Source organism: Ruegeria sp. AI2 (assembly GCF_056541275.1).
In genome coordinates this window covers 94,144-120,425 of the sequence record NZ_JBQFYB010000011.1, presented here as the reverse complement: position 1 = coordinate 120,425, position 26,282 = coordinate 94,144, and the positions used below count along the sequence as shown (strand labels likewise).

Below are 26,282 nucleotides of genomic sequence, written 5' to 3'. Positions count from 1 at the left end.
GTCAACCGCGTCGACAACGCATACGGCGACCGAAACCTCGTCTGCACATGCCCACCAATGACAGAATACGAAGACGCCGCTGAGTGAAACCAACAAACCCTGCCGAAACATCGGCGGGGTTTTTCGCCAATCGGAAACGCGTGTTCTGATTTGTGTCTGTTTCAGATGTCGTTTTTGCCTGGTAAAGCGTCTTTTCCGCTTGCTGCAGGTGCGAAGGCCCCCTAGGTCTGTCCGTGGGACACCCCTCCCCAACGAGGGGCGTGTATCTGGAAGGGTAATACACATGACGATCGAACAACCGGCGACGCGGCCGGCAAATCCGCGCTTTTCTTCGGGCCCCTGTGCCAAACCCCCCACATTTGACCTGACAAAACTGGCCGATGCCGCATTGGGCCGGTCGCACCGCGCCGCTGTCGGCAAGGACAAGCTGAAGGCGGCCATCGAAGGCACGCGCGAGATTCTGGGCATTCCAGCGGATTACCGCATTGGCATCGTTCCCGCCTCGGACACTGGCGCGGTTGAAATGGCGCTGTGGTCTTTGCTGGGTGCGCGCAAGGTCGAGATGCTGGCCTGGGAAAGCTTTGGGTCCGGCTGGGTGACCGATGTGGTCAAGCAGTTGAAAATCGACGCCGAGGTGAAAACCGCGGATTACGGGCAGATCGTTGATCTGGCCTCTGTCGATTTCGCAAATGACGTGGTCTTTACGTGGAACGGCACCACCTCGGGTGTACGGGTACCCAATGGCGACTGGATTGCCGATGACCGTCAGGGCCTGACGATCTGCGATGCAACCTCGGCGGCCTTTGCGATGGATCTGCCCTGGGACAAGCTGGATGTAACGACCTTCAGCTGGCAGAAAGTGCTGGGCGGCGAAGCGGCCCACGGGATGCTGATCCTCAGCCCGCGCGCCGTTGAACGGCTGGAAAGCCATACCCCCGCATGGCCGTTGCCCAAGATTTTCCGCCTGACCAAGAGCGGCAAACTGATCGAAGGCATCTTTACCGGGGCAACGATCAACACGCCGTCAATGCTGGCGGTCGAAGATTATCTCTTTGCACTGGACTGGGCCCGCTCGGTGGGCGGATTGCAGGGGTTGATCGCGCGGGCGGATGCCAATGCGGGTGCGGTACACGCGTTCTGCGACCAGAACGGCTGGATCGCAAACCTGTCAGAGGATGAGGCGACACGGTCGAACACTTCGGTCTGCCTGAAGTTCACCGACGCCCGTATTCAGGACGGTGCAGCCTTTGCCAAGGCAGTCGCCAAGCGGCTTGAGACCGAGAATATCGCGCTGGATATCGGCGCCTATCGCGACGCGCCAGCAGGTCTGCGCATCTGGTGCGGCGGTACGGTTGAAACCTCGGATATCGAGGCGATGCTGCCCTGGCTGGCCTGGGCCTTTGCGACCGAGATCAAAGCGCAGGCGCAAGCTGCCTGAGTTTCATGTGCCGGGCTGAAGCCCGGCCTACCCCATCACCGATATAGGGCGGGCGCCAGCCCGCTATCCCCCTGAAGAATTCAAAGGACCAAGCAAAATGGCTCCCAAAGTACTGGTATCCGACAAGCTCAGCGAAACCGCAGTGCAGATTTTCCGCGACCGTGGCATCGACGTGGATTTCATGCCCGAGCTGGGCAAAGACAAGGACAAGCTGGCCGAGGTGATCGGTCAATATGATGGTCTCGCCATCCGTTCGGCCACCAAGGTCACACCGACCCTTCTGGAAAAAGCCGACAGGCTGAAGGTCATCGGCCGCGCCGGGATCGGCACCGACAATGTCGACAAAGAGGCGGCCTCGAAAAAAGGTGTGATCGTGATGAACACGCCCTTCGGCAACATGATCACCACCGCCGAACACGCCATCGCGATGATGTTCGCCGTGGCGCGGCAAATCCCCGAGGCCAGCACCTCGACCCATGCGGGCAAGTGGGAAAAGTCCAAGTTCATGGGGATCGAGCTGACCAACAAGACACTGGGCGTGATCGGTGCCGGCAACATTGGTGGCATCGTGTGCGAACGTGCGTTGGGCCTGAAGATGAAGGTTGTCGCCTATGATCCTTATCTGGGCGAAGAGAAAGCCTCTAAGATGGGCGTGGAAAAGGTCGAGCTGGACGAACTGCTGGCGCGTGCCGATTTCATCACCCTGCATGTGCCGCTGACGGATCAGACCCGCAATATCCTGAGCCGCGAGAATCTGGCCAAAACCAAAAAGGGTGTACGGATCATCAACTGTGCCCGTGGCGGTCTGGTCGATGAAGTGGCGCTGGCCGAGATGCTGCAATCCGGCCATGTCGCAGGCGCGGCCTTTGACGTGTTCAGCGAGGAACCCGCCAAGGACAACGCATTGTTCAACCTACCCAACGTGGTCTGCACGCCCCATCTGGGCGCGGCGACGACCGAGGCGCAGGAGAACGTGGCGCTGCAGGTGGCTGAACAGATTTCGAACTACCTGCTGACAGGCGCGGTCGAGAACGCGCTGAACATGCCCAGCGTGACCGCGGAAGAAGCCAAGCTGATGGGGCCGTGGATCAAGCTGGCAGGTCATCTGGGCAGCTTCATCGGCCAGATGACGGACGAGCCGGTCAAGGCGATCAACATCCTCTATGACGGTGTGGCCGCTGAAATGAACCTGGCCGCGCTGAACTGTTCGGTGGTCGCGGGGATCATGAAAAAGTTCAACCCCGAGGTGAACATGGTCTCGGCCCCTGTGGTCGCGAAAGAGCGCGGGATCAAAATCTCGACCACCAATCAGGACAAGTCGGGTGTTTTTGATGGCTATATCAAAGTCACGGTCGTAACGGACAAGCGTGAACGGTCGATCGCTGGCACGGTGTTCAGCGATGGCAAGCCGCGCTTTATCCAGATCAAGGGCATCAATATTGATGCCGAGGTCGGCGCTCATATGCTGTACACCACCAACGAAGACGTGCCCGGCATCATCGGCACGCTGGGTCAAACCATGGGTGAAAACAACGTCAACATCGCCAACTTTACCCTCGGCCGATCCGAGGCCGGAGGCGAAGCCATTGCATTGCTCTATGTCGACGAACCGGTCCCGGCCGAAGCGCGGGCGAAGCTTGCCGAAACAGGCCTGTTCACGCAGATCAAGCCGCTGGAATTCGACGTCGCCTGATTGGGGCTGTTGAGTTTGAGGAACAGTTCACGACCCGGTTGCACCTGCGATCGGGCCACTTGTTCTCTCTGGTTGCGATCTGAGGCACAAGCAAGCTGAACTTTACCGCTGGAGGTCGTCTATGACGCAGCCAATCTATGTTATTGGTGATCTGCACGGGCAGGTGGCCGAGCTGGAGCGCGCGCTGTCCCTGATCCAAAGCGATGGCGGCCCCGACGCTCAGATCGTGTTTCTGGGTGATTATGTGGATCGCGGCCCTGACAGTCGCGGGCTGATCGACCGCCTGATTGCCGGGCGTGATGCTGGCCGAAACTGGATCACTCTGCTGGGCAATCACGACCGCATGTTTGCCTGGTTCATGGAGGACACTCCACGCCACGATCCGCATTTGTTGGTGGGATACCACTGGCTGCATGACAGGTTGGGCGGGATCGACACCCTGCGCAGCTATGGGGTGGAATTCGAAGGTCAGATCCGCCTTGAAAACCTGCACCGGATGGCACAGGCAGCCGTGCCGAAATCGCACCTGACCTTTCTGCGCGATCTGGTGGTGATGCATCAGACGCCCGAGATTGCCTTTGTTCACGCGGGTATCCGTCCGGGTGTGCCACTGAATGAACAGCAGGCAAGTGATCTGATCTGGATCAGACAGGACTTCCACGACTACCAAGGCCCGCATCCCAAACTGATCGTTCATGGACACACGCCTGTGGATCAGGCGACGCATTATGGCAACCGGATCAATCTGGACACGGGGGCCGGGTACGGACGCCCGACGGGCGTCGCCGTATTCGAGGGACAGAATTGCTGGGAACTGACCGAACAGGGTCGAACACCGTTGACGCCCTGAGTCTGCTCGCCTGGGTATGACATTGGAGATTTAATATGTATGTCGCCACTTTGCTGACCAACCCGGCCGCACCCTCACTGGACCGTGCCTTGCCGGAATCGCTGCGCAACGCGTGGGGCGGTGGGGATGTCCTGTGGCTCAGCCCGGACGAGGCGGTCGAGTTTGACCTGCGCGACATGCCCGCCAATCGCTGGGACGTTTGGGCAGACTTGCAGGGCATGGGCGTGGACCTGATTGTGCAGCCCGCACAGGGGCGGCGTAAACAGATGCTGCTGGCCGATATGGACAGCACCATGATCCAGCAGGAATGCATTGATGAACTGGCGGATGAGGCTGGCGTAGGCGAAAGGGTCAAGGACATCACCGCCCGCGCCATGGACGGAGAGTTGGATTTCGAAGGTGCCCTGATCGAACGGGTTGGTCTGCTGAAGGATCTGGATGAAAGCGTCATTGGCAAAGTTCTGCGCGAACGGATCACCCTGATGCCCGGCGGACAGGCGTTGCTGGCAACGATGCGGGCTAACGGAGCCTATGCTGCACTGGTGTCCGGTGGCTTTACCGCCTTCACCACGCGGGTGGCAGAGCTGCTGGGGTTCGATGAAAACCGCGCCAACACTCTGCTGGCCGCAGATGGCAAACTGACGGGCGATGTGGCGCGTCCTATTCTGGGACGTCAGGCTAAAATCGAGGCGCTTGAACAAATCTCCACTCGCCTTGGCCTGTCCGAGGATGACGTGATCGCCGTCGGCGACGGGGCCAATGATCTGGGCATGCTGGGGCGGGCCGGAACCGGGGTTGCCCTTCATGCCAAACCGTCGGTGGCTGCGAAATGCGACGTGCGGGTGAATCACGGCGACCTGACGGCACTGCTTTACCTGCAAGGGTACAGTCGCGCGGATTTTGTCGAATCCTGACAGGGCTTTTCATTATTTAACATTTATGTTAAATAAAGGTCATGAGCACGCTTCTGACCACCTTTTCCGCTTTGTCCGATGCCACCCGGTTCTCGATTGTCGAGCAACTGATGGAGCAGGGCGAACTGCCCGCCGGTGACCTGATCGAAGGGCGCGGAATGTCCGGCGCTGCGATTTCGCGCCATCTGAAAGTATTGCGCGAAGCCGGGCTGGTTGAACAGCGCGTGCGGGGCACCCAACGGATGTACTCCATCCGGCCCGACGGGCTGCGGATGATTGCCGACTGGACGATCTCCAAACGGCAATTCTGGGAAAGCAGCCTCGATCGCCTCAGTGATATCATCGAAAGGGAGAATTCATGGCCGACCTGAAACTGGAACGGGACTTCCCCGTCAGCCCAGAAGACCTGTTTGCATGGATCAGCGACGGCAGCCGGTTGTTGCAATGGTGGGGGCCCGAAGGGATGCACGTGCCTGAACACAATCTGGATTTCTCGCGCACCGGCCCGTGGTATTCGGTCATGGAAAACGGCGAGGGCCAGCAATACAAGGTCTCGGGCCACGTGACGCATGTCGACCCGCCAAACTCGGTGGGGTTTACCTGGGGCTGGCATGACGATCAGGATCAGCGCGGGGCCGAAAGCCACGTCACCTTTACAGTCACAGCGACAGGCACGGGGTCACGCCTGGTTTTGGACCACCGCGAACTGGCCGATGCCGAAGCAGCCGCGAACCACAATCAGGGCTGGACGTCTTCGCTGCGCAAACTCGAAGCGAAGTGCAAATAAGGTTTCATCAGGGAGGAGCGATATGCCCCAATATTTGTTTGTCTATCACGGGGGACACACCCCGACCGACCCCGCCGAGATCGAGGCGACCATGGCCGCTTGGGGCGCATGGTTTCAGGGTATGGCCGAAGCGTTAGAGATCCCCGGCAACCCGGTCGGACAATCCTATACGGTCAGCAGCAGCGGGGTCGTCGACAATGGCGGTGCGAACCCGGCCTCGGGCTTTACCGTAATCAAGGCCGACAGCATCGACGCCGCGACCGAGATGGCCAAGGGCTGTCCGATGGTCGTCAACGGTTCGGGCTCGGTCGAGGTTGCCGAGGTGCACGAGATCGAGATGTAGCGGCCTTAGCCGGGGAAACCCGGCGCAGGTTTGATCACGCCGCATTCCAGCCCCCGGCGGCTGTATTGCGTGGCGTTCATGAATTTGCGGGTGGCCGGGTGATCGGCCTCCAGCACACCTAGGCTCACCAGAATGGCGGCGATGGCACATTCGCTGGCCCGTGTGGTGCCATCGGTGATCTTCAACGCAACGCCCATGCGTTTTTCCGGGATGATGGCCACAAACACCGCCTCGGCCCCGGTCTTGATGGCGACGCGCCCGTTCATGGCGCGCATCAGTTCGGTGCAGGCACGGGTCTCACCGGCAACCAGTTCCGGATGCTTCACCATGGCTGCCACCAACTGAACCGCCGCCTCGCTGGAACGGTCGGACCGATCCGAGGCGCTTGCGAACCACGCCATCGACCGGGCCAGCCCGGCCAGCGACACGGCGAAATTCGGGGCGGAACAGCCGTCAATACCGTAACCGGGGCTGGTTTCGCCTGACGTCTCTTCGATGGCAGACAGGCAGGCCTGCTGCACCGGGTGGTCGATTTCCAGATATTCCGGTCCTGCGCCCATATGCTGACCCAGTGTCAGGAAACCACAATGCTTGCCGGAACAATTGTTGTGGATCTGGCACGGGGTGTCATCCGCCAGAATCAGCCGATCCCGCGCGGCAGTGTCCGCTGGCTCCTGTGGCCCGCAGCGCAAGTCGTGCTCGCTCAGCCCCAGATGATCAAGCCACGCTGTCACGCGGTCGGTATGGATCGCGGCCCCATTGTGGGACGCGCAGGCCAACGCAAGATGTTCGCTGTTCAATCCGTATTTTGCCGCGGCTCCCGACGTGACCAGCGGAAGCGCCTGAATCATCTTGGCGGATGAGCGCGGATAGATAACCGCCTGCGGGTCGCCCCAGCTGCGCACGATCTGGCCGGTGTCGTCGCAGATGACCGCGTGGCCCAAATGCAGGCTTTCCAGCAAGTTGCCACGCCACAGTTCTGTCATTGCTACGGGCTGCGTCATCTGGACCTCCGAAATTTATGCGCAAAATTCTGCCAATCGCCCTTTCGCCTGTGGCGAAACCTGCGTTAGTGTGTGTATGTCGGCAATCATCGGAATGCGCAACGGAATAGACGGGCCGGAAGGGTTCGCAGCCATGTCCGATGGATTTGAGGTATCGGTCGAGCTAGGAGGCTGGACAAATGGGATCAATGCTCGTTCGTACGATCGCGGGCCTGTGTGTGGCAGGCATCGCCGCAACGTCTGCACTCGCCCAACAGGCGACAAGCACAAACCGGGTTGCTGCAAAAACGGACTGGAGCGTTTTTGTCGAAGATGATCCCACCGAATGCTGGAGCGTTTCTGCCCCCAAGGAAACCGTGAACACCCGGGGCGGGCGTGTCGTATCCGTGCGGCGCAGCGACATCCTGTTGTTTGTGTTCTATCGCCCCAATGCCGAGGTCAAAGGACAAGTGACCTTTACCGGCGGCTATCCGTTTGCTCCGGGGTCGACGGTGAACCTGAATGTCGACGGGTCCGAGTTTGAACTGTTCACCGAAGGTGAGTGGGCCTGGCCCGCATCAGATGCAGATGACGCCAAGATCGTCACAGCGCTGAAACGCGGAACCGAGGCTGTTCTGACTGCCCGGTCCGAACGCGGCACACAAACCAAGGACACCTTCTCGCTGCTGGGCTTTACCGCAGCAATCGAAGACGCTGAAAAGCGCTGCACCAAGTAAGCACCCCGACCTAAGCAAATGGTCCCGTCTTTGGCGGGGCTTTTTTGTTTTTACGCTTCCCTGTACCTTTACGCAGGATCAACCCGTTTACTTGATCCGTATCAATGTGAGCTCTGACGATTTCCGAACTAATCAGTTCAAGAGAAACCAAGGAGTTGCCACCATGCTGAACAAATCTCTTGTCGCGTTGATGATGATATCGGCCATGCTGCTGAGTGCCTGCGAAAACAAGGGCGAGACTTATCCTGTAACCGGCGAACAATGCGGACCGAACGATCCGGTCAAGACCCTGGATGCCGAAGATTGCTATATCCCACCCGCGGGTGTCTGACGCGGAACTGCATTTCCGTTGGTTTAGGGGGCCAACCGGCATCTAAACCTTTCTGGCAAAACATGTTACTCTGGCCTGACCCCAGCTGAATGGATGAATGAGGCGGCCATGCGTCTGATCTTGATCGCGCTGCTTTTGCCAGCTACCGCAACCGCCGACCCGGCGTTGGAATGTTCCGACGCCGGATCACAAGTCGAAATAGGATCCTGCGTCGGAGAGATGGAAGCACGGGTCTCGCGCGCGCTGCAGGTGAGTTTTGATTTGGCGGTACAATCTGCCAAGGAGCTGGACGAGGTCACCGGGCGGATAGTGGCTGAACCTGCCCTTATGGCGGCGCAACAGGCCTGGGAAACCTATCGCGATACGCATTGCACCGCCGTCGGCGCGTCGTTTGGTGGCGGATCGGGTTCAGGTATCGCAATCACATCATGCCGGGTGAATTTGGGGCGGGCACGCGTTGAAGAACTGTTGAGTTTTGCAGATTGACTGAAACGATTCCTTTTGATCTTTGCACAGGTTCCTATATAGAGGCGCATCCCAAGCCAGAATCCTTGAAGATACGCCTCAGCAGGTACCACAATGTCGCCCAAAGCGCCGATCACTCAAGACGTCATGACCCTCCCTCGCAAATTGCCCGAGGGGAAGGTGAACCTTGTCGGTCTCACCCGCGACCGTTTGCGCGAGGTCCTGATCGAACATGGTACGCCCGAAAAGCAGGCAAAGATGCGTACCGGTCAGATCTGGCAGTGGATCTATCAATGGGGCGTGCGCGATTTTTCCCAGATGACGAATCTCGCCAAAGCCTACCGTGCGCAACTGGCCGAAAACTTTGTGGTCGAGATACCCGAGGTGGTGACCCGACAGGTATCCGAGGACGGGACCCGCAAATATCTGTGCCGGATCGCGGGCGGGCACGAGGTCGAGGTGGTCTACATCCCCGAGGAAGATCGCGGAACGCTATGCATATCGTCTCAGGTCGGATGTACGTTGACATGTTCGTTTTGTCATACGGGCACCCAGAAGCTTGTACGTAATTTAACATCTGCCGAAATTGTCGGGCAGATCATGATGGCGCGCGACGATCTTGACGAATGGCCGACCCCCGGTGCGCCAAAGGATGAAACGCGCCTTCTGTCAAACATCGTTCTGATGGGAATGGGCGAGCCGCTTTACAATTTCGAAAACGTCCGCGATGCGATGAAGATCGCGATGGATCCCGAGGGGATTTCCCTGTCGCGCCGCCGCATTACGCTGTCGACCAGTGGAGTGGTACCCGAAATTGCGCGCACGGCTGAGGAAATCGGCTGTCTGCTGGCGATCTCGTTCCATGCAACCACGGATGAAACCCGCGACGTTCTGGTTCCAATCAATAAACGCTGGAATATCGAGGAGTTGTTGCAGGCGCTGGCCAGCTATCCCAATGCCTCGAACTCCGAGCGGATCACGTTCGAATACGTGATGCTGGATGGTGTGAATGACAGCGACGCGGATGCCCATCGTTTGATCGACCACATCAAGCGTCACAAAATTCCGGCCAAGATCAACCTGATCCCGTTCAACGAATGGCCCGGCGCGCCGTACAAGCGCAGCTCGAACAACCGCATTCGCGCTTTTGCCAACATCATCTATCAGGCAGGCTACGCCTCTCCCATTCGCAAGACACGGGGCGAGGATATCATGGCGGCGTGCGGTCAGTTGAAATCGGCAACCGAACGTGCCCGCAAATCGCGCAAACAGATTGAGTCCGAAGCCGGTTTAACCCGGTAGTTTTTCTGTCCGGTTCATCATGGATCGGGTGGTCGTGCTTTGATTGTCCAAGATGACCGCCTGCACGCATGAAGTGTGCCTGTAAACTTAATGTTTCAGATGCTGATTCAATATGCATAATTTGCTATATTTTAATGATTCAATGCCGCAGGATGCAGGTTCAAATCGATGCACAAGGCGGTGAGATTCCGGGACCTGAGCTAGTAAGAGTTCCCGGAGCCGCTAGAATAAGAACACTGTCGTCACGTGGCGCTCAGGCGAACTGATTTTCAGGTGGGTCGTAATAATGGACTCGTATCTTCGAATATTTCTCCAGCACAAGGCCATTGCGTGCGCGATACTTCTGATTTCTTCAGGACTGGCAACGGCAGATGGTCACAACGCCCACATCGCGATCGAAAACCCGGCAGAGCTAAGCAAGGATGAGGCCGCGGCCCACTACCATTCGCTCAGCCGCCGCATGGCACGGGGGTATGCTGCGGCGCAACTGGATCTGGTTCTAAACTACCAAAGCTGGCCGCTTTTCAACGACGCGCCATATATCTCGGCCACACACGGACAGCGTTTCGTCAACACGTATGCCAACCGAATGGCGCACAACTATGGGACATTGCAACAGGGCGAAGAACTGCCCGTGGGATCGGTGCTTGCCAAGGACAGCATGACGGTGACCGATGAAGGTCACATACACCCCGGCGCCATGTTCATAATGGAAAAACTGCCAGAGGGTACCAGCCCGAACACCGCTGACTGGCGTTATATCATGGTGCTGCCAGACGGGTCCTTGTATGGCGATACCATGGGCGCCCGTGCCAGCGAAGTTGCATATTGCCATGTCTGTCACGAACAAGTGGCGGATCGTGACTATACGTTCTTTGTTCCCGAAGAATATCGGGCGGGAAACTAAGCCGGTTCACCCGGCAGCTTGAGTTCTGTCGCCTCACGGCGGCTGAGCTGTTCGCCTTGCTTCCGTTTGGACAGCACCTCGCGGGCCAACGCGTATTTGTCATCTTGCCAGAAGATCAGGCATCCGTTGCAGCCCTTGCCGCAGCATCCTTCCGTGCCGATGCGGTTTGTCTTGAACCGGCGTTCGTTGCCGTCTTGGCCAATCTTTTCAACCAGATCATCGCGACGGCGTGCATAGGCAGTTGGGTTGTCGCGACCGGTGGTTTCCAATCCCTGCACGAGCTTGTCAAAGCGAATGCGGCTCCAGTGTTCGTCGGTCAGGGCGCGTTCCTTGCGCAGCACTGAATAGACCGGAAAACGGGCGCGCAGATTGTCGATATCCTCGTGATCAAACAGGGTGAAAGGCATCCGAATGATGGTTTTTGTGCTGCCATGCACGACGTCCAGCCGTGCGCCATCATGGGCGCGTTCGAAATCATAAACCCGCAGCAGAACCGTGTCGCGCGCAACTGGCGAGACGAAATCCAGCACATCACCCGGTTCCAGCTTGTTCTTCACCTCGACCAGAAAGGCATCCTCGGTCACTTCGGTGACGATCCCGGCATATTCCCATTGCGCGATGGATGCGGTGTGTTCGTAATCATGGGCGTAATTGGTCAGCCGCCCTTCGTGGAAGGCCAGCGTATAGCCGCGATTCCCGACGGTTTCGAGCTCACGCATGTAAGGCTTGGGGTCCCAGTTTTCGGGGTCCGCGAAATAGTCATCTATCGCCATACGATAGGCTCGCGCGACGATCGCGGCGTAGTATTCCGATTTGCCGCGCCCTTCGACCTTGAGGCTGTCGACACCGATTTTCAGGTACTCATCCAGCTTCGGCATGATGCAGAGGTCGCGTGAGTTGAGGATGTACGAGCCGCGATCATCCTCTTCGATGGGCATCAGGTCACCGGGGCGGCAGCCTTCTTCCAGCAGGAATTCGAACAGGTCGGCGTTTTCCTCGGTGATACGCAGCTCCTGATGTGTGCCATCCTTGAGGCGCAGTTTCAGACCATAGTTCCAGCGACAGGAATTGGCACAGTTGCCCTGGTTGGCCCCGCGTTCGGCCATGAAATTCGACAGCAGACAGCGGCCCGAGTAGGTCATGCACATGGTGCCGTGCACGAAGGCTTCTAGCTTAATATCAGGGCATTTCTCACGGATCTCGACCAGTTCGGGATAGGAAACCTCACGCGCCAGAACCACCAGCTCGGCCCCCTGATCCTGCCAGAACTTCACCGACAGCCACGAACAGATATTGGCCTGGGTCGAGATATGCAGCGGCAGTTCGGGCGCGCGCTCGCGGACGTATTGGAACACGCCTGGATCGGCGATGATCAACCCGTCGGGCTGCACCTTGCGCACCGTGTCGATATATTCGTCCAGCTTCGGGATGTCTTTGTTGTGCGAGAACAGGTTCAGGGTCAGGTAGGCGCGTCGGCCATGGCTGTGACAGAACTCGACCCCTTCAATCACCTCGTCCAGCGAAAACTCGGACTTGGTGCGCAGCGACATATCCGGCGTGCCCAAGTACACGGCGTCTGCCCCATAGAGGATGGCGAGCTTAAGTTTGCGCAGATTGCCCGCAGGCATCAGCAATTCGGATCTGGGCTGGGTCATGGAAGCTACCTGACAAAGGATCAAGGCGGCCTTCTACGCCAAAATCATTGCGCCCAAAACCCTGTTATCTGCGACGGAACCGCGCTGTGCCAATGACCTCGATCAGTTGTTTGCGCACCGGCTCGGGTTGCGCCTCGACTGCGTTCAGAACCTCACGCAGTTCAGCGCGCAGCCCATGCATCTGATCAATCAATGAGATCATCATCGACAGCGCATCGGCCTCCATGTCGTATTGCTCGTGCAACTCGCAAGCCAGTTCCAGCCGGGCAACGTCGATACTGTGATAGACCAGCCCCTGCGCTGATTGTTCAGGGATCACGATTTCGGCCGCAAGATACTCGGTCAGGCGGTCCGAGGTCAGGCGCGAGACGGTTTCGATCAGTTCCTTTTCGGTCAGGGTCATGACGGCATTCCTTTCCGCGGATCGTAGCGGTGCGTTTCGCGCCATGTCTCCATGAACTGCCTGAGATCATCATCGATCTTGTCGGGCATCGAGACAGTCAATTCGATCAGTTGGTCGCCGCGCAGGGACGAACCGCGTTTCTTCACCCCCTTGCCGCGCAGGCGAAGGGTTTTGCCGCTGCTTGTGCCCGCCGGAACATTGACGTTCACACCGCCATCGATGGTGGGGGCGGCGACTTTCCCGCCCAGAATGGCCTCATCGATGCTGATCGGCAGCGTGATATGGATGTCGTCGCCCTGACGGTCAAACACCGGATGTTTGGCGACCGTGACGGTCACCAACGCATCCCCCGGAGGGCCTTCGCCATAACCCGGAGCACCCTTGCCGCGCAGGCGGATGGTCTGACCTTCGGTTATACCGGCGGGGATCTTGACCTCGATCCGGTTGCCGTCTGGTAGGGTCAATTTCTGGCTGGCGCCAAACACGGCATCCAGAAAGCTGATTTGCAGGGAATAATTCAGGTTATGCCCCGGCGCATGAAACTCATGCCTTTGCTGGCCGCCAAATCCACCGCGGCCGCGCATGAATTCGGCAAAGATGTCCGACATGTCGTCCGGGTCCGCCTGACTCCCGCGATAGGGGTTTCCAGCGGCCTCAGCATAGTCCCGGTAATAGTGTTGTTGCGGGCGTTCCTGACCCGATGCGTCGATTTCGCCATTGTCGTAACGGGCGCGGGTTTCAGGATCTTTCAGCAAGTCATACGCAGCAGCTGCGGCCTTGAATTTGGCCTCGGCCTTGGCATCGCCGGGTTTCAGGTCCGGGTGGCACTCCTTGGCAATACGCCTGTAGGCTTTCTTGATTTCGTCGGCACTGGCGTCTTTCGATACGCCAAGGACGGAATAGGGATCGTCGCTCATCTCACACTCACGGGTCAGGGACAGGTCTGATCTTGATGAATGTGTTCTACCACGTGTTTTCAACGGGTCAAAAGGAAGAGGCGATTGAATTGTCTCGAAAAAACTCAGAAGTCTGCTAATATCTTCATATTTCTGATTGTAGATTGACGGAGGCCATCCCATGTCGCGCAGAATTAAATCCGCTTTGGCCCTGCTGGCCGGCAATGCCATTGGGCTGTTGCTGGCTTCGCTGATACTGTCCGGTTTCGCGATCAAACCGATCTCATTTATCGTGGTTGTGATCGTTTTCACCGTCGTTCAGGTGATCGCCGAGCCATTGATACTGAAGCTTGGCGAAAAGAAAGCGCCCGCATTGAAAGGCGGGATCGCTCTGGTCGTGACATTTGTGGGCCTGTTGGTGACCGATCTCATCGCGTCGGGGCTGACAGTTGGCGGTATCTCGAACCTGCTGGCGGCGACGCTGCTTGTCTGGCTGGGGGCGTTGATCGCCAGCGTGGTACTGCCGATCTACGTTTTCAAGGACCTGCGTGCCGCAAAGAAGTAATCACAGCGCGTTCAGGCTGGCCTCGATCGCCTTCCACAGTTCGTCCACCGGTTCGCATCCAACGGACAGGCGGATGAAGGCCGGGTCGACACTATCGCCCCAGCGCGCGCGGCGCTCGGCCGAGCTGTGAACACCACCGAAGGAGGTGGCGGGGCGCAAAAGCGGGCAAGTGTTGATGAAGGCTTCGGCCTTGTCTTCGCTTTCCAAAGTCAAGGATAGCAGAAATCCGAACCGTGCCGTTTGTGCCTGCGCCAGTGTGTGTGATGGATCATCGGCCAGCCCAGGATAGCGGACCTGCTTGACCGCTGGGTGACCTGCCAACCGTTCTGCCATTACCTGAGCCGAATTGCACATCCGGTCAAACCGGACATCCAGCGTTTCCAACCCGCGATGCAACAGCCATGCCTCATGCGGTCCGGGGATCGAGCCGGAAACTCTCCGCCATTCCTCGACCCGTTCCATGATGTCACTGTTGCGGCTGGCCACGTGACCCATCAGCATGTCGGAATGCCCGCCCATCGCCTTGGTGTCGGACGACACGACCACGTCGATGCCCAAATCCAACGGGCGCTGACCCAGCGGTGTCATCGTCGTATTGTCGGCAATCGTCACCCCGCCAGCAGACCGCACCTGTTCGGCTATAACTTTCAGGTCAATCATGTCCAGACCGGGGTTCGAAGGGCTTTCGGCGAACACAACGTCAAACTCATCAAATCCACCTGCGGCAAACGCTGTGGTCGGGCGCTCTTCAACTGTCACGCCAAGACGCGAAAGGAACCGGTCCGCCAGCAGACGGGTGACATAGTACCCGTCCGAAGGGATCAGAAGGCGCGACCCGGCTTGCACCGTTGCAAACAGAGCCGCAGAAATCGCGGCCATGCCGGACGGGAAGCTGAGGCAAGGTGCGTCTTCCAGATGCGACAAAACATGCTCAAGATGTACCCAGGTGGGGTTATCGACACGGCCATAGGTCGGGTGACCGTCCGGCGCACCGGGCAGATGGAACATGCTGCTTTGCGTCAGTGGAAGGGCGACGGGTTCGCCTTTTGACAACGCGTTGCCACGCAGGTGGAGCATTTCGCCTGTCTTTGGGGGTTTCATCGCTCAGCGCCCCGGAATTTCGTCGCGGGGCGGGGCGGGTTCCCAGTTCTCGATGATCTCGGCCGCCTCCTGCGCGGTATCGACAAAGCGGAACAGGTCCAGATCCTCGTCCGAGATCGTACCGGCATCTGCCAGTGCGTCCCAGTTGATAACCTTTTCCCAAAACGCGCGGCCAAACAGCAGGAAAGGCACGCGATCCATTCTGCCGGTCTGGATCAGGGTCAGGGATTCGAACAGTTCATCCAGCGTCCCAAACCCACCGGGAAAGATGGTGATGGCGCGGGCGCGCATCAGGAAGTGCATTTTGCGGATCGCAAAATAGTGGAAATTAAAGCTGAGATCTGGCGTCACGAAACTGTTTGGTGCCTGTTCGTGCGGAAGCACGATGTTCAGCCCGATCGAGCACCCGCCTGCTTCGTGTGCACCGCGATTGCCAGCTTCCATTACACCGGGGCCGCCGCCAGTGACGATCACATTCTCGCGGCATCCGGTTTCTTTCGATTTCACGGTCATCAGTCGCGCGAATTCGCGTGCCTCATCATAATATTTCGACAGACCGGCCAGGGTTTCTGTCCGCGCGGTGTGCTTTTGCGAGGGTTCGGGAATGCGGGCGCCGCCGAACATGACGATGGTCGACGTGATCTCGCGCTCGGTCATAATCATTTCGGGTTTCAGCAACTCAAGCTGCAAGCGTACAGGGCGCAGCTCGTCCCGGCACAGAAACTCGTCATCCGCGAAAGCCAGACGGTAGGCCGGAGAGCGTGTTTGCGGTGTGTCCGGAACCTCTTTCGCGGTCGAGCGGTCGGTCTGCGCATCGCGAAACGGACTGTGACGGTCTTCTCTCATCGGTGATCGATCCCTGCTTGCGTGTTTGACAAACAGCTATAGGGTTCGCGGGCAGAGTGCCAGTCACGGAAAGACGAGAATGAATTGGAAAAGTGAAATATCGGCAGCACGGGACCGCATCGCGGGATATGCGCAGGTGACCCCGGTTATGGAAAGCAACATTCCCGGCTATCCGGTTGAACTGAAACTCGAGCACATGCAGCATACTGGCAGTTTCAAGGCGCGGGGTGCGTTCAATACGCTGCTCAGCTCGGATGTGCCGGCTGCGGGTGTGGTCGCCGCATCCGGTGGCAATCATGGTGCGGCGGCAGCTTATGCAGCGCAGACGCTGGGGTATCCTGCAAAGATATTTGTGCCGGAACTGGCGGGTCCGTCCAAGATCGCACTGATCCGGCAAACCGGTGCCGACCTGAGCGTTGTTTCGGGTGAATACGCGAACGCGCTGACCGCAGCGCAAGAGCATGAGGCAATGACGGGTGCAATGCAGATCCATGCTTATGACGCCCCGGCCACGGTGGCGGGGCAAGGGACCTGTTTTGCCGAATGGGATGCCCAGGGCTTGCAGGCGGATACGGTACTGGTCGCTGTTGGCGGCGGCGGGCTGATCGCCGGGGCGCTGGCCTGGTTCGGTGGCGCGCGCAAGGTTGTGGCGGTCGAGCCGGAAACGTCCTGTGCGTTGAATGCAGCGTTGTGCGCTGGTGAGCCGGTTGATGTTTCCGTGTCGGGCATCGCCGCAAACGCGCTGGGCGCGCGGCGGATCGGCGAAATCTGTTTTGAACTGGCGCAGGGTATGAGTTCGGTTCTGGTGTCAGACGATGCCATCGCGGCGGCACAACAGGCGCTTTGGCGCGCGCATCGCATTCTGGTAGAACCTGCCGGCGCGACCGCATTGGCCGCCTTGACCTCGGGTGCGTACCGACCTGAACAGGGTGAACGCGTGGGTGTTCTGGTGTGCGGTGCAAATATCGCGCCGGACCCGTTCGCTGGGTGAATTATCGGGTTGTGGATGTGGATGGTGGATTTTATCTATAATCCATGACTGCAATGATTTCCGACACGATTTACCAAAGCCTCAGCCAGCGGATCATCACCGGAGAGCTGGCAGCCGGTGAAAAGCTACGGCAGGATCATATTGCCCGAACCTTCAATACCAGCCATGTTCCGGTGCGTGAAGCCTTGTTGCGGCTTGAGGCGCATGGATTGGCCCGGCATGAACCACGCAAGGGAATGCGGGTTACGGCGCTGGACCCGGCAGAGGTTCGGGAGGTGATCGAAATGCGCGTGGCGTTGGAAACGCTGGCGTTGCAGCAATCGATGCAAAACATGTCTCCGGTCGCGTTGGAAAAGATCGAAAACGCACGCATCGCCTGTGACGAGGCGCAGTCGATGCCACAATGGGAGGCTCTGAACAGAACGTTCCATCGCGCCATTCTGACGCCTTGCGGGCTGCCTCGGCTTTTGCACGCAATCGACGATCTGCATATTGCAAGCGCACGCCATCTGTTCGCGCAATGGCGGTTGAAATGGGTGCAACGGGCTGACACGGATCATGCGGCCATTGTGCGGGCTTTGAAGCGCAAGGAAATGGCCACAGCAACGGCGATCCTGACCCGCCATATTCGGCGCGCCAGCTGATGACCCTCTGCCTCAGACGCAATTGGGCCCGTCTACGTCGCATTGCGCCATGGGTCCGGCTTGCGTATAGGCCAAATCAACGTGAACAGATTCTGTAGGGAGACACCCCATGTCCAACGCGCAACTGGAAGCCGCCATCGAAGCCGCCTGGGAGGCACGCGAGACAATCACGCCCGCCACCGCAGGCGAGCAGCGCGAGGCGATCGAGGATACGCTGAATGCGCTGGACAGTGGCTCGCTGCGCGTGGCGGAAAAGCTGGAAACCGGTGACTGGCACGTAAATCAATGGGCCAAAAAGGCGGTTCTGCTGGGCTTCCGTATCAAGGACATGGAAATCCAGCCGGGCGGTCCGCAGGACGGCGGCTGGTGGGACAAGGTAGACAGCAAGTTCGCCGGTTGGGGTGAAAACCAGTGGCGATCTGCCGGGTTCCGCGCGGTTCCAAACTGCGTGGTTCGCAAGTCGGCATTTATTGCACCGGGCGTGGTGCTAATGCCGTCTTTCTTGAACCTTGGGGCCTACGTTGACGAAGGCACGATGGTTGATACCTGGGCCACTGTCGGATCCTGCGCGCAGATCGGCAAAAATGTGCACCTGTCGGGTGGCGTTGGCATTGGCGGAGTGCTTGAGCCGATGCAGGCTGGCCCAACCATCATTGAAGACAATTGCTTTATCGGCGCGCGCTCGGAAGTGGTCGAGGGATGTATCGTCCGCGAAGGCTCGGTTCTGGGAATGGGCGTGTTCATTGGTAAATCCACCAAGATCGTGGACCGCGAAACCGGAGAAGTCATGTATGGCGAGGTTCCACCCTATTCGGTTGTGGTCGCGGGTTCCATGCCGTCGAAGAACAATGTCAGCCTCTATTGCGCGGTGATCGTGAAGCGGGTTGACGAAAAGACCCGCTCGAAAACGGGCATCAACGAATTGCTGCGGGACTGATCGTTCTGATTAACGCGCAAGGCCGGGGCATAACTGCTCCGGCCTTTTGTTTTTTGGGTCAGGTCGGCTGAACCAGATACCAAGCTCGTGGCCTTGGCCAGCCTTGAAGCGGTGCTTAGCGGTTCTCACCCTGCATGGCTTCCACTTCTGTGCTTCCTGTATTTATTTCAGCACTATCGGTTTCACCGTCGCCGCCGGATTCACCTCAACAGCTTTTCAGGCCGGAGGCCTTCAATCAATGAGGGAGGCCGAGACCCGCGTTCACTGAGTCTCTCACCCAGCTTATCCCTTGATCGGATATCGGTCCGGTTCCTCGAAAACATCGATGACCCGCGTACCAGCCTTGATTTTGCCGCCATGTTCCACGCCTGACGGGATCGAATAACTGTCGCCCGGGCGGTAGGTCCGGGTCTGCCCGTCGATGGTCAACTCAATCTTACCCTCGACCACTGTGCCCCATTGAGCTTTGTGAGAATGTAAGGGCAATTCGAAATCCTGAAGAAACGTGAAGAACGCCACCAATCCTGCATCCGACCGGATCACGGCCGTTTGCACCACGTCGTCGGGGAACGGTACGTCGAGGCTGGGAAAACTCGCTATGAAATCTGGGTAGGGCATGAAGGCGTCCTTTGTATCCGGGATCGGTTTATTCCGGGTACTATGGGGGCAAGGCGGGGCTCCTGCAATTGTTGGCTGCTTGACCGCGAACCGGCGCGGGGCTATGGCCCGGTGCATGGAGAAGCAAAAGAAACCCTCGCGTCAGCAAGTCTATACCCTTCTGGTCCAGATTGGCCGCAAGGAGGGCGACGGGCTGCCCGATGGGGCGACCGGCGCGGCGCTGATGTGCTATGCCAGCGGCGTGGATGAGGCCGAGGCCGTGCGTGAGACGGTCGCGATCCTGAAGCAGGCCGACACCGCACCGCTGGATGTCACCGGATACGGCACATTGGCCGAACGTGAAGCGCAAGGTCACGATATCGAGGCGGACGAACGTGCGCTGATGCAAAGAGCGTTGGATGAAAACGCAGTGATCGTCGCGCAGATGACACCGTTTTTCGGAGACGAGGCGCAGGCCTAGTTCCGCGATCCGAACCACTTGCGATAGATTTCGTCATAGGTTCCGTCTTCGCGCAAGCCAAGCAATGCCTGGTTTACATCCTCGACCAGAGGTGATCCGGTCGGGAAAGCGATGCCGTAGTTTTCGCGCAGGAAAACACCACCTGTCATCGACGCAATGCGCCGCCCTTCATGGGCCGCAAAATAGGACAGGATCGGCGCGTCGAATACGACGGCATCCAGATCTTCGGCCTTGAAAGCGTCCAGCATCTCATTCAGCCCCGGATAGCTGGTAAACTCGATCTCGCGCCGGTTCAGAAAACTGGCCGCAGTCGACCCTGATATTGTCCCGACAGTCTTGCCGTACAGGTCGTTCACCGAATTCACGCTGCCGGTAATGGCGTCCACAGTCATGACCGAGGTGATACGGGCGGTGAACACTGAAACGATGAACAAGGATGACACCACCAGCACGACACCCAACATTCGACCGAACGGAGTGCGCGGCATCCGCTCTTCGAACCCGCCATTCACAACCAAGTTCAGCGCCCACCAGAACGATGGGAACCACGCTTCGTTCAAGTCGCGGTCGAAATAGGGTTGGGCGCGGCGTTCAAAGCTCCACATCAACATGCCGCCACCGAGGAGAATGGCAAAGGCCAGCCCTATGGCGATGAACAGTTCTTTCGAGAGCAGGGCCTGCAACAGCGATGGTTTTCGTACCGCGTCCGAGGGTACCATGATCTGAAGACCCGCTTCGAAGATCGGCTGAGAGAAATCCATTTGCGTTTCACGCAGGGCGGTGATCGAGATATTGGCGATGGCAAGGTTTGCAGATCCGCTCTGCACGGCACCCAACATGTCAGAAAACGCCTCGACGCGGTTGACCGTGTAGTCCCAGTTCAGAGCCTCGGCCAAAGCCGCCAGCAAATCCATAGAGAAGCCGGTTTCGTCGCCATCCTCGACATAGGAAAATGGCGGGCGGGTCACGGTTGTGACCGAAAGGGACTGTGCCAGGCTTTGCTGTGCGATGACGGCGAAAGTCAGGCAGATCAGTGCGAAGAAGGCGCGCTTCATATTCAATTCACCTGTTTCGCGGCCCTGTAACGCGAATTTGTGGCGGGCGGCAAGGTGGTCGCAGGGTAAAGTGTCATGTTTTATTGGGGTGTCGCTTTGATATCTAAATATTCGGATGACCGTTTTTTTACGGATTGGGGTTGGAAAACCGGCCAAATCGTTGAATCTGTGCGCGAACCCGCGTCAGACACAGTTCCAGAGGCCCCCGCATGACTGATCCCGTCCAATTGACAGCCGAACTGATCCGTTGCCCTTCGGTCACACCCTCAGAAGGCGGAGCACTTGTTTTGCTTGAGGCGGTGCTGTCGGAGGCAGGTTTCGAATGCACGCGCGTTGATCGCGGCGGCATCAGCAACCTTTTCGCGCGTTGGGGGCAGAAAGGTCATGCGCGCAGTTTCGGATTCAATGGTCACACGGACGTCGTCCCTGTCGGCGACGAAGCTGCCTGGACTGCGCCGCCCTTCGGGGCCGAAGTGCGGGATGGGGTGATGTTTGGGCGCGGCACTACCGATATGAAATCCGGAGTTGCGGCTTTTGCGGCTGCCGCAATGGATTTCGTGCGTGACACTCCTCCGGATGGGGCAATTGTCCTGACGATTACCGGTGATGAGGAAGGCGATGCGTTGGACGGCACCACTGCGCTTCTCGATTACATGAAAGGCGCGGGTGAGCGTATGTCGGTCTGTCTGGTAGGTGAGCCAACATGCCCGAACAAAATGGGTGAGATGATCAAGATCGGCCGTCGGGGCTCAATGACTGCGTGGTTTAAGATTACAGGTGTGCAGGGGCATTCGGCTTATCCCCATCGGGCCAAAAACCCGCTGCCAGCAATGGCGCGGCTGATGGATCGGCTTGCCAGTCATGAACTGGATCAGGGCACGGACCATTTCGACGCCTCCACACTGGCTGTTGTCACCATCGACACTGGAAACGCCGCGACCAACGTGATCCCGGCGCAATGCAGCGGCGCGGTCAATATCCGCTTTAACGATCTGCATTCCGGAGCCAGCCTGAGTGACTGGTTGCAGTCAGAGGCGGATCAGGTGGCAGCTCAGTACGGTGTCGAAATCGGTGTCACGATCAGTATTTCGGGTGAAAGTTTTCTGACCCCGCCGGGGCCTTTGTCGGATCTGGTGGCCAAAGCGGTCGAAGCCGAAACCGGCGTTACGCCTGAGCTGTCGACAACCGGCGGCACCTCGGATGCGCGCTTTGTCAAAGACCATTGCCCGGTGGTGGAGTTCGGCTTGGTCGGGCGCACGATGCATCAGGTGGACGAGTGCGTTGAGGTCGCGCAGATCGAGCAGCTCAAATCGATCTATACCAGTATCCTGACGGATTATTTCGCCTAATCCATGCAACGCACATTGGTGATCATGGTTAAGGAACCCAGACCGGGTCGTGTCAAGACGCGGCTGGGGCGTGATATCGGCATGGTTGGTGCCGCGTGGTGGTTTCGGCATCAGACCCGCGCCTTGATCCGCAGGCTACGTGATCCCCGTTGGCAGATTGTGCTGGCCGTGTCGCCCGATGCAGAAGGCCTTGTAAGCCGTGTCTGGCCCGTTGACCTGCCACGCGCGCCGCAGGGGTCCGGTGACCTAGGTGGCCGGATGAAGCGGATGTTGCGCGGAATGCCCAAGGGGCCGGTTTGCCTGATTGGTGCGGATATTCCGGGTATTTCGCGTGCACATATTGCCCGTGCTTTTGGTGCGCTTGGGCGATCCCAGATGGTGTTCGGCCCCGCGCCGGATGGCGGCTATTGGCTGGTCGGTGCGCAGCGTTATGGCGCGCTGCCCGCAGGTCTGTTCCACGATGTGCGCTGGTCGACAGAACATGCATTGGCCGACACACTTGCCTCAATCCCAAACTGCCGTGTGACCCTGCTGGACCAACTGCGCGATGTGGATACGGTTGCTGATCTGAAACCCTGAGGTTTTTTGGTCATGACGCGGTCGCAAACGCGTGCTACGCCGGAAGCATGACTCGCATCCCCACCAAGCAGGAGGTCCTTGACTGGATCTCGGCGAACCCCACCCTGACCTCGAAACGCGACATCGCCAAAGCCTTTGGTATCAAGGGCGCGGATCGCATTGACCTCAAGCGCATCCTCAAAGAGCTTGAGGCCGAAGGACATCTTGAAAAACGCAAGCGCAGCTATCGCGATCCAGACCGTCTCCCACCTGTCAGTGTCTTGCAGGTGAAGGCCCCGAATGCCGATGGTGATCTGTTTGCCCGCCCACTGGAATGGCATGGCGAAGGCGTCGAGCCCATCGTTCTCGTCATCGCGCGGGCCAGCGACCCGGCCCTGGGTGAGGGTGACCGCATTCTGGCCCGCCTGACCGTCGTGCACGAAGAAGATCACAATTACGAAGCCCGCCTGATCCGCCGAATCGGGACCAACCCGCGCAAGATCGTGGGCATATTCCGTAAAGGGGCCGAAGGGGGCAGAATCGTCCCTATCGACAAGGCAGGCCAGACTGAATGGCTGGTTGCCGATGGCGCGGTGCATGGTGCCAAAGACGGCGAATTAGTCGAGGCCGAACAGGCCGGGCCGAAAAATCGCATGGGCCTGCCGCGTGCGCGCATTGTTGAACGGTTGGGTGATCCGACCGCGCCCAAGGCTGTTTCGCTGATCGCGATCCACCAACACGGTATCCCGGATGACTTTCCCGACAAGGTCATTGCCGAGGCAGACAATGCCAAACCCGTTGGCCTGAAGGGCCGCGAGGACCTGAGGGACACGCCGCTGCTGACCATCGACCCTTCGGATGCGCGCGATCGTGATGATGCCTGTTACGCGCACGCGGATGAAGACCCCAAGAACCCTGGTGGACATGTGATCTGGGTCGCTATCGCCGATGTTGCTGCTTATGTGCTGCCCGGCTCGGCCCTGGACCGCGAGGCGCGCAAGCGGGGCAATTCAAGTTATTTCCCTGACCGTGTGGTGCCGATGCTGCCTGATCGGCTGTCGGGTGATCTGTGTTCCCTGCATGAAGGCGTCCCGCGCGCCTGTGTCGCTGTGCGGATGCAGATTGACGCGGACGGTAACAAGATTGGTCATCGTTTTGTGCGGGGGTTGATGCGTTCGGTTGCGTCACTGAACTATGCCGAAGTGCAGGAGGCCATCGACGGCAACCCGAACGACCGCACTGGGCCATTGCTGGAGACGGTCTTGAAACCGCTTTACGCCGCCTATGCCGCGCTAAAGAAAGCGCGGGCTGTGCGACAGCCACTGGAACTGGACCTGCCCGAGCGTAAGATCGTGCTCAGCGAGACGGGTCATGTTGAAAGCGTGGCGTTCCGCGACCGGTTGGATGCGCATCGGTTGATCGAAGAGTTCATGATCCTCGCCAACGTCTCGGCTGCCGAGACACTTATCGCCAAGCGCCGTCCGCTGCTGTTTCGCGTGCACGAGGAACCCGCGCCCGAGAAACTGGAAAGCCTGCGGGAAACGGCGCAGGCCGCCGGATTAAACCTCGCTAAGGGGCAGGTGCTGCAAACCCGACACCTGAATGCGCTGCTGAACGCCGCCGCCGGGACCGAGGATGCGGAACTGATCAACTTGACCACCCTGCGGTCGATGGCACAGGCCTATTACAACCCTGAAAACTTCGGCCATTTCGGGCTGGCGCTGCGGAACTACGCGCATTTCACCTCGCCGATCCGGCGCTATGCCGACTTGGTCGTGCATCGGTCGCTGATCTCAGCCCACGGTTGGGGCACGGACGGTTTGACCGAAGACGAGATTACCCGGCTCGAAGAAACGGCGACTCATATTTCAGATACCGAACGCCGATCCATGATGGCTGAACGGGACACGACTGATCGCTATCTGGCCGCGTATCTGAGCGAGCGTGTCGGCAATGAATTCACGGGCCGGATCAGCGGCATTGCCCGGTTTGGTGCATTTGTCAAAATGGACGAAACCGGCGCGGATGGCTTGGTTCCGGTGCGATCATTGGGGCGCGAGTTCTTCCATTTCGACCGCGAGGCCGGGACACTTATGGGGGCGGACACGGGGCTGATTATCGCCATCGGCCAACGTGTCACCGTTCGACTGACCGAAGCGACACCTGTGACCGGTGGGTTGGAGCTGGAGCTGCTGTCCATTGACGACCAGGCCCTGCCGCGTGGACATGGGCCAAAAGGGCGATCATCCCGGCGCAAAGCGATCAGCACCAAGCGCAAGAAAGACAAGATCAAGCGCAAGGTCGAACGCAAGCGCCGTCAGAGGTGATAGGTCAACGCGCGGGCAATCAGCCATCCGTGGCGTGTTGGATCGATTTGTGCGGTGTCATCAAACAGAACGGCACGGGTCCCATCGATCCGGTCCTCGGCCGGAAAGGCGGAAGTGAAATCGCTTATCAACCGGCTCTGACAGTGCACAAACAAGGCGAAACGTGCCGATTTGTGGGCGCCCAGCCGGATCGTTGACCCTTTGGGCGCAAGATAGGCGGGCTGACCCCAGCGCAGTTCCTCTTGCACCGAGGGGACAGCAGGCAGAGAGGCTGCCGTGTCAAACACAAGCGCCCGCAAGGCCAGAGCCCCCGCACGGGAATGCGGGGGCAGGGCTTCAAAGGCCGAAGCGACCAAAGGATTCTCAAAGGGTTTCATGCAATTGGTATCGCCTGTTCCAACCGGTCCACGTAGCTGTTCAGCAGGTTATCCTGTTTGATCCGGCGGGTCAGGGGGGTGTCCGCAGGTGTGGCGCGCATTGCGGCAAGCATTGGACCAACGCTCATGTCCGCAGATGTCGGCCGGTCCCCAAGCAGGAAAGAGGATTGCCACAGATAGGCCGAGATCGCCTCGAGGTCACGTTCGATACGGTCCAGCCGTTCGGACAGCGAAAACCGCCCGATTCCCTGTGACGTAATCCCCTTCAGAACGGATTTCCGGATCGCATTGGATGCCGGTTTCCGGATCAACGCCGGAATTCCGGTAAAGAACGTATCACGCAAGATCGGCCAGACTTCGTCATTGCCCCAACGATCCAGAACGATGTGAAAATACAGATGCTCTTCGGCCATGCGCACCAGTGCGCGGGACTGCGCCTTTTCGACATCCGTCAACCCTTTGTCGAAATCCGCGCCCTGCTGTTCCAACCAATCGCGGATCAGGTCGCTGTCCGGGACCAGACGTTCCGGTGTTCGCAAAACGGGCAACTTCTGGTGAGGCATATTGCGGGGGTCAAGCATGTCCGAGCGTTGCCAGGTCTGGCCGGACTGCTGAAGCATCAATGCTGTCTTGACGCAGAAGGGGCTGGCACTGAACAGGCCGAAGGCGGAGGGGAAGGTGAGAAGGGTCAGCATTATGAGGCTCCGTGTCATTGTGTGCTGACTGAGTATCGGGACCTAATGACAGTTT

Annotated in this window: 30 protein-coding genes; 20 read left to right on the top strand and 10 right to left on the bottom strand. The window is 58.8% G+C overall.

Annotation, left to right across the window (positions count from 1 at the left end; translation table 11 throughout):
• Positions 1-283: 283 nt before the first annotated feature.
• The 7 genes from ACR0LL_RS16895 to ACR0LL_RS16865 all read left to right on the top strand — a co-directional run bounded on the left by ACR0LL_RS16895 (position 284) and on the right by ACR0LL_RS16865 (position 6,025).
• Positions 284-1,438 (top strand): phosphoserine transaminase, encoded by a 1,155-nt coding sequence (locus ACR0LL_RS16895; protein WP_480588396.1) that lies wholly within the window; start codon positions 284-286, stop codon positions 1,436-1,438.
• Positions 1,439-1,535: 97 nt separating this feature from the next.
• Entirely contained in the window at positions 1,536-3,131 is a 1,596-nt protein-coding gene (gene serA / locus ACR0LL_RS16890; protein WP_267364308.1) for a phosphoglycerate dehydrogenase, read from the top strand.
• A gap of 121 nt (positions 3,132-3,252) precedes the next feature.
• The gene (locus ACR0LL_RS16885; protein WP_480588394.1) at positions 3,253-3,981 is read left to right on the top strand and encodes a metallophosphoesterase family protein; all 729 of its coding nucleotides are present in this window, start codon (positions 3,253-3,255) and stop codon (positions 3,979-3,981) included.
• Positions 3,982-4,016: 35 nt separating this feature from the next.
• Positions 4,017-4,895 carry a phosphoserine phosphatase SerB gene (gene serB, locus ACR0LL_RS16880; RefSeq protein ID WP_480588393.1) on the top strand — a complete coding sequence of 293 codons (879 nt, stop codon included), beginning with the start codon at positions 4,017-4,019 and terminating at the stop codon, positions 4,893-4,895.
• 41 nt (positions 4,896-4,936) lie between these two features.
• Entirely contained in the window at positions 4,937-5,266 is a 330-nt protein-coding gene (locus tag ACR0LL_RS16875; protein ID WP_480506475.1) for an ArsR/SmtB family transcription factor, read from the top strand.
• A complete protein-coding gene (locus tag ACR0LL_RS16870) occupies positions 5,254-5,682 on the top strand; it encodes an SRPBCC family protein (RefSeq protein ID WP_171638619.1) in 429 nt (142 codons plus the stop codon). The genes ACR0LL_RS16875 and ACR0LL_RS16870 overlap by 13 nt, the downstream gene beginning before the upstream one ends.
• Positions 5,683-5,704: 22 nt before the next feature.
• Positions 5,705-6,025, top strand: a complete 321-nt coding sequence (locus tag ACR0LL_RS16865; RefSeq protein WP_209505048.1) for a YciI family protein — start codon at positions 5,705-5,707, stop codon at positions 6,023-6,025.
• 5 nt (positions 6,026-6,030) lie between these two features.
• On the opposite strand, the gene ACR0LL_RS16860 is transcribed toward ACR0LL_RS16865, so the two are convergent.
• Complete coding sequence (locus ACR0LL_RS16860) at positions 6,031-7,029, bottom strand: asparaginase (RefSeq protein WP_480546627.1); 999 nt, start codon at positions 7,027-7,029, stop codon at positions 6,031-6,033.
• Positions 7,030-7,208: 179 nt separating this feature from the next.
• On the opposite strand from ACR0LL_RS16860, the gene ACR0LL_RS16855 reads away from it, so the two are divergent.
• From ACR0LL_RS16855 to ACR0LL_RS16835, 5 genes are all read left to right on the top strand, one after another.
• Positions 7,209-7,745, top strand: coding sequence for an invasion associated locus B family protein (locus tag ACR0LL_RS16855; protein WP_209505046.1), 537 nt, complete (start codon positions 7,209-7,211; stop codon positions 7,743-7,745).
• A gap of 163 nt (positions 7,746-7,908) precedes the next feature.
• A complete protein-coding gene (locus tag ACR0LL_RS16850) occupies positions 7,909-8,076 on the top strand; it encodes a hypothetical protein (protein WP_209505044.1) in 168 nt (55 codons plus the stop codon).
• Positions 8,077-8,184: 108 nt separating this feature from the next.
• Positions 8,185-8,562 (top strand): lysozyme inhibitor LprI family protein, encoded by a 378-nt coding sequence (locus tag ACR0LL_RS16845; RefSeq protein ID WP_480588390.1) that lies wholly within the window; start codon positions 8,185-8,187, stop codon positions 8,560-8,562.
• 93 nt (positions 8,563-8,655) lie between these two features.
• On the top strand, positions 8,656-9,843 hold the full coding sequence (rlmN, locus tag ACR0LL_RS16840) for a dual-specificity RNA methyltransferase RlmN (RefSeq protein WP_480588389.1): 1,188 nt from the start codon (positions 8,656-8,658) through the stop codon (positions 9,841-9,843).
• Between the two features lie 286 nt (positions 9,844-10,129).
• On the top strand, positions 10,130-10,750 hold the full coding sequence (locus ACR0LL_RS16835) for a cytochrome P460 family protein (RefSeq protein WP_480588387.1): 621 nt from the start codon (positions 10,130-10,132) through the stop codon (positions 10,748-10,750).
• Here the strand turns inward: ACR0LL_RS16835 and ACR0LL_RS16830 are convergent.
• From ACR0LL_RS16830 to ACR0LL_RS16820, 3 genes are all read right to left on the bottom strand, one after another.
• A complete protein-coding gene (locus ACR0LL_RS16830; RefSeq protein ID WP_480588385.1) occupies positions 10,747-12,405 on the bottom strand; it encodes a U32 family peptidase in 1,659 nt (552 codons plus the stop codon). The genes ACR0LL_RS16835 and ACR0LL_RS16830 overlap by 4 nt on opposite strands.
• Before the next feature lie 64 nt (positions 12,406-12,469).
• On the bottom strand, positions 12,470-12,808 hold the full coding sequence (locus ACR0LL_RS16825) for a hypothetical protein (protein ID WP_480588384.1): 339 nt from the start codon (positions 12,806-12,808) through the stop codon (positions 12,470-12,472).
• Positions 12,805-13,725, bottom strand: a complete 921-nt coding sequence (locus tag ACR0LL_RS16820; RefSeq protein WP_480588382.1) for a DnaJ C-terminal domain-containing protein — start codon at positions 13,723-13,725, stop codon at positions 12,805-12,807. The genes ACR0LL_RS16825 and ACR0LL_RS16820 overlap by 4 nt, the downstream gene beginning before the upstream one ends.
• Positions 13,726-13,885: 160 nt before the next feature.
• On the opposite strand from ACR0LL_RS16820, the gene ACR0LL_RS16815 reads away from it, so the two are divergent.
• Positions 13,886-14,269 (top strand): hypothetical protein, encoded by a 384-nt coding sequence (locus tag ACR0LL_RS16815; RefSeq protein ID WP_267363718.1) that lies wholly within the window; start codon positions 13,886-13,888, stop codon positions 14,267-14,269.
• Here the strand turns inward: ACR0LL_RS16815 and ACR0LL_RS16810 are convergent, their stop codons facing one another.
• A complete protein-coding gene (locus ACR0LL_RS16810; RefSeq protein WP_480588381.1) occupies positions 14,270-15,370 on the bottom strand; it encodes a cystathionine gamma-lyase in 1,101 nt (366 codons plus the stop codon).
• A gap of 3 nt (positions 15,371-15,373) precedes the next feature.
• Positions 15,374-16,216 (bottom strand): LOG family protein, encoded by an 843-nt coding sequence (locus ACR0LL_RS16805; RefSeq protein ID WP_267363716.1) that lies wholly within the window; start codon positions 16,214-16,216, stop codon positions 15,374-15,376.
• Positions 16,217-16,295: 79 nt separating this feature from the next.
• On the opposite strand from ACR0LL_RS16805, the gene ACR0LL_RS16800 reads away from it, so the two are divergent.
• The 3 genes from ACR0LL_RS16800 (at position 16,296) to dapD (ending at position 18,788) form a co-directional block, all read left to right on the top strand.
• Positions 16,296-17,207 (top strand): threonine/serine dehydratase, encoded by a 912-nt coding sequence (locus ACR0LL_RS16800; RefSeq protein ID WP_480588379.1) that lies wholly within the window; start codon positions 16,296-16,298, stop codon positions 17,205-17,207.
• A gap of 44 nt (positions 17,208-17,251) precedes the next feature.
• Positions 17,252-17,851 carry a GntR family transcriptional regulator gene (locus ACR0LL_RS16795; RefSeq protein ID WP_480588377.1) on the top strand — a complete coding sequence of 200 codons (600 nt, stop codon included), beginning with the start codon at positions 17,252-17,254 and terminating at the stop codon, positions 17,849-17,851.
• 109 nt (positions 17,852-17,960) lie between these two features.
• Complete coding sequence (gene dapD, locus ACR0LL_RS16790; protein WP_480588375.1) at positions 17,961-18,788, top strand: 2,3,4,5-tetrahydropyridine-2,6-dicarboxylate N-succinyltransferase; 828 nt, start codon at positions 17,961-17,963, stop codon at positions 18,786-18,788.
• 282 nt (positions 18,789-19,070) lie between these two features.
• Here dapD and ACR0LL_RS16785 read toward each other — a convergent pair whose 3' ends face one another.
• Complete coding sequence (locus ACR0LL_RS16785) at positions 19,071-19,406, bottom strand: cupin domain-containing protein (protein WP_480588373.1); 336 nt, start codon at positions 19,404-19,406, stop codon at positions 19,071-19,073.
• Between the two features lie 115 nt (positions 19,407-19,521).
• Here ACR0LL_RS16785 and ACR0LL_RS16780 point away from each other — a divergent pair, with 115 nt between their 5' ends.
• Positions 19,522-19,866 carry a hypothetical protein gene (locus tag ACR0LL_RS16780; RefSeq protein ID WP_209598381.1) on the top strand — a complete coding sequence of 115 codons (345 nt, stop codon included), beginning with the start codon at positions 19,522-19,524 and terminating at the stop codon, positions 19,864-19,866.
• Here the strand turns inward: ACR0LL_RS16780 and ACR0LL_RS16775 are convergent.
• A complete protein-coding gene (locus tag ACR0LL_RS16775) occupies positions 19,863-20,921 on the bottom strand; it encodes a transporter substrate-binding domain-containing protein (RefSeq protein WP_480588372.1) in 1,059 nt (352 codons plus the stop codon). The two genes, ACR0LL_RS16780 and ACR0LL_RS16775, sit on opposite strands and share 4 nt — an antisense overlap.
• Before the next feature lie 209 nt (positions 20,922-21,130).
• Here ACR0LL_RS16775 and dapE point away from each other — a divergent pair, with 209 nt between their 5' ends.
• From dapE to rnr, 3 genes are read left to right on the top strand one after another with little or no spacing between them, the layout of a single operon-like run.
• Positions 21,131-22,270, top strand: a complete 1,140-nt coding sequence (dapE, locus tag ACR0LL_RS16770; protein WP_480588370.1) for a succinyl-diaminopimelate desuccinylase — start codon at positions 21,131-21,133, stop codon at positions 22,268-22,270.
• 3 nt (positions 22,271-22,273) lie between these two features.
• Positions 22,274-22,849, top strand: coding sequence for a TIGR04282 family arsenosugar biosynthesis glycosyltransferase (locus ACR0LL_RS16765; protein ID WP_480588368.1), 576 nt, complete (start codon positions 22,274-22,276; stop codon positions 22,847-22,849).
• Positions 22,850-22,896: 47 nt separating this feature from the next.
• Positions 22,897-25,155 carry a ribonuclease R gene (rnr, locus tag ACR0LL_RS16760; RefSeq protein ID WP_480588366.1) on the top strand — a complete coding sequence of 753 codons (2,259 nt, stop codon included), beginning with the start codon at positions 22,897-22,899 and terminating at the stop codon, positions 25,153-25,155.
• Here the strand turns inward: rnr and ACR0LL_RS16755 are convergent.
• Together ACR0LL_RS16755 and ACR0LL_RS16750 are read right to left on the bottom strand one after the other, a co-directional pair.
• Entirely contained in the window at positions 25,146-25,532 is a 387-nt protein-coding gene (locus ACR0LL_RS16755; RefSeq protein ID WP_480546613.1) for a DUF1801 domain-containing protein, read from the bottom strand. The two genes, rnr and ACR0LL_RS16755, sit on opposite strands and share 10 nt — an antisense overlap.
• Complete coding sequence (locus ACR0LL_RS16750; protein WP_480588364.1) at positions 25,529-26,227, bottom strand: glutathione S-transferase family protein; 699 nt, start codon at positions 26,225-26,227, stop codon at positions 25,529-25,531. Before ACR0LL_RS16750 ends, ACR0LL_RS16755 begins: the two co-directional genes overlap by 4 nt.
• Between the last annotated feature and the right edge of the window lie 55 nt (positions 26,228-26,282).

Bases quoted from the DNA above. Each gene is read 5' to 3' on its own strand.
- ACR0LL_RS16895 (WP_480588396.1), top strand. From the start codon at position 284: ATGACGATCGAACAACCGGCGACGCGGCCGGCAAATCCGCGCTTTTCT.
- serA (WP_267364308.1), top strand. From the start codon at position 1,536: ATGGCTCCCAAAGTACTGGTATCCGACAAGCTCAGCGAAACCGCAGTG.
- ACR0LL_RS16885 (WP_480588394.1), top strand. From the start codon at position 3,253: ATGACGCAGCCAATCTATGTTATTGGTGATCTGCACGGGCAGGTGGCC.
- serB (WP_480588393.1), top strand. From the start codon at position 4,017: ATGTATGTCGCCACTTTGCTGACCAACCCGGCCGCACCCTCACTGGAC.
- ACR0LL_RS16875 (WP_480506475.1), top strand. From the start codon at position 4,937: ATGAGCACGCTTCTGACCACCTTTTCCGCTTTGTCCGATGCCACCCGG.
- ACR0LL_RS16870 (WP_171638619.1), top strand. From the start codon at position 5,254: ATGGCCGACCTGAAACTGGAACGGGACTTCCCCGTCAGCCCAGAAGAC.
- ACR0LL_RS16865 (WP_209505048.1), top strand. From the start codon at position 5,705: ATGCCCCAATATTTGTTTGTCTATCACGGGGGACACACCCCGACCGAC.
- ACR0LL_RS16860 (WP_480546627.1), bottom strand. From the start codon at position 7,029: ATGACGCAGCCCGTAGCAATGACAGAACTGTGGCGTGGCAACTTGCTG.
- ACR0LL_RS16855 (WP_209505046.1), top strand. From the start codon at position 7,209: ATGGGATCAATGCTCGTTCGTACGATCGCGGGCCTGTGTGTGGCAGGC.
- ACR0LL_RS16850 (WP_209505044.1), top strand. From the start codon at position 7,909: ATGCTGAACAAATCTCTTGTCGCGTTGATGATGATATCGGCCATGCTG.
- ACR0LL_RS16845 (WP_480588390.1), top strand. From the start codon at position 8,185: ATGCGTCTGATCTTGATCGCGCTGCTTTTGCCAGCTACCGCAACCGCC.
- rlmN (WP_480588389.1), top strand. From the start codon at position 8,656: ATGTCGCCCAAAGCGCCGATCACTCAAGACGTCATGACCCTCCCTCGC.
- ACR0LL_RS16835 (WP_480588387.1), top strand. From the start codon at position 10,130: ATGGACTCGTATCTTCGAATATTTCTCCAGCACAAGGCCATTGCGTGC.
- ACR0LL_RS16830 (WP_480588385.1), bottom strand. From the start codon at position 12,405: ATGACCCAGCCCAGATCCGAATTGCTGATGCCTGCGGGCAATCTGCGC.
- ACR0LL_RS16825 (WP_480588384.1), bottom strand. From the start codon at position 12,808: ATGACCCTGACCGAAAAGGAACTGATCGAAACCGTCTCGCGCCTGACC.
- ACR0LL_RS16820 (WP_480588382.1), bottom strand. From the start codon at position 13,725: ATGAGCGACGATCCCTATTCCGTCCTTGGCGTATCGAAAGACGCCAGT.
- ACR0LL_RS16815 (WP_267363718.1), top strand. From the start codon at position 13,886: ATGTCGCGCAGAATTAAATCCGCTTTGGCCCTGCTGGCCGGCAATGCC.
- ACR0LL_RS16810 (WP_480588381.1), bottom strand. From the start codon at position 15,370: ATGAAACCCCCAAAGACAGGCGAAATGCTCCACCTGCGTGGCAACGCG.
- ACR0LL_RS16805 (WP_267363716.1), bottom strand. From the start codon at position 16,216: ATGAGAGAAGACCGTCACAGTCCGTTTCGCGATGCGCAGACCGACCGC.
- ACR0LL_RS16800 (WP_480588379.1), top strand. From the start codon at position 16,296: ATGAATTGGAAAAGTGAAATATCGGCAGCACGGGACCGCATCGCGGGA.
- ACR0LL_RS16795 (WP_480588377.1), top strand. From the start codon at position 17,252: ATGACTGCAATGATTTCCGACACGATTTACCAAAGCCTCAGCCAGCGG.
- dapD (WP_480588375.1), top strand. From the start codon at position 17,961: ATGTCCAACGCGCAACTGGAAGCCGCCATCGAAGCCGCCTGGGAGGCA.
- ACR0LL_RS16785 (WP_480588373.1), bottom strand. From the start codon at position 19,406: ATGCCCTACCCAGATTTCATAGCGAGTTTTCCCAGCCTCGACGTACCG.
- ACR0LL_RS16780 (WP_209598381.1), top strand. From the start codon at position 19,522: ATGGAGAAGCAAAAGAAACCCTCGCGTCAGCAAGTCTATACCCTTCTG.
- ACR0LL_RS16775 (WP_480588372.1), bottom strand. From the start codon at position 20,921: ATGAAGCGCGCCTTCTTCGCACTGATCTGCCTGACTTTCGCCGTCATC.
- dapE (WP_480588370.1), top strand. From the start codon at position 21,131: ATGACTGATCCCGTCCAATTGACAGCCGAACTGATCCGTTGCCCTTCG.
- ACR0LL_RS16765 (WP_480588368.1), top strand. From the start codon at position 22,274: ATGCAACGCACATTGGTGATCATGGTTAAGGAACCCAGACCGGGTCGT.
- rnr (WP_480588366.1), top strand. From the start codon at position 22,897: ATGACTCGCATCCCCACCAAGCAGGAGGTCCTTGACTGGATCTCGGCG.
- ACR0LL_RS16755 (WP_480546613.1), bottom strand. From the start codon at position 25,532: ATGAAACCCTTTGAGAATCCTTTGGTCGCTTCGGCCTTTGAAGCCCTG.
- ACR0LL_RS16750 (WP_480588364.1), bottom strand. From the start codon at position 26,227: ATGCTGACCCTTCTCACCTTCCCCTCCGCCTTCGGCCTGTTCAGTGCC.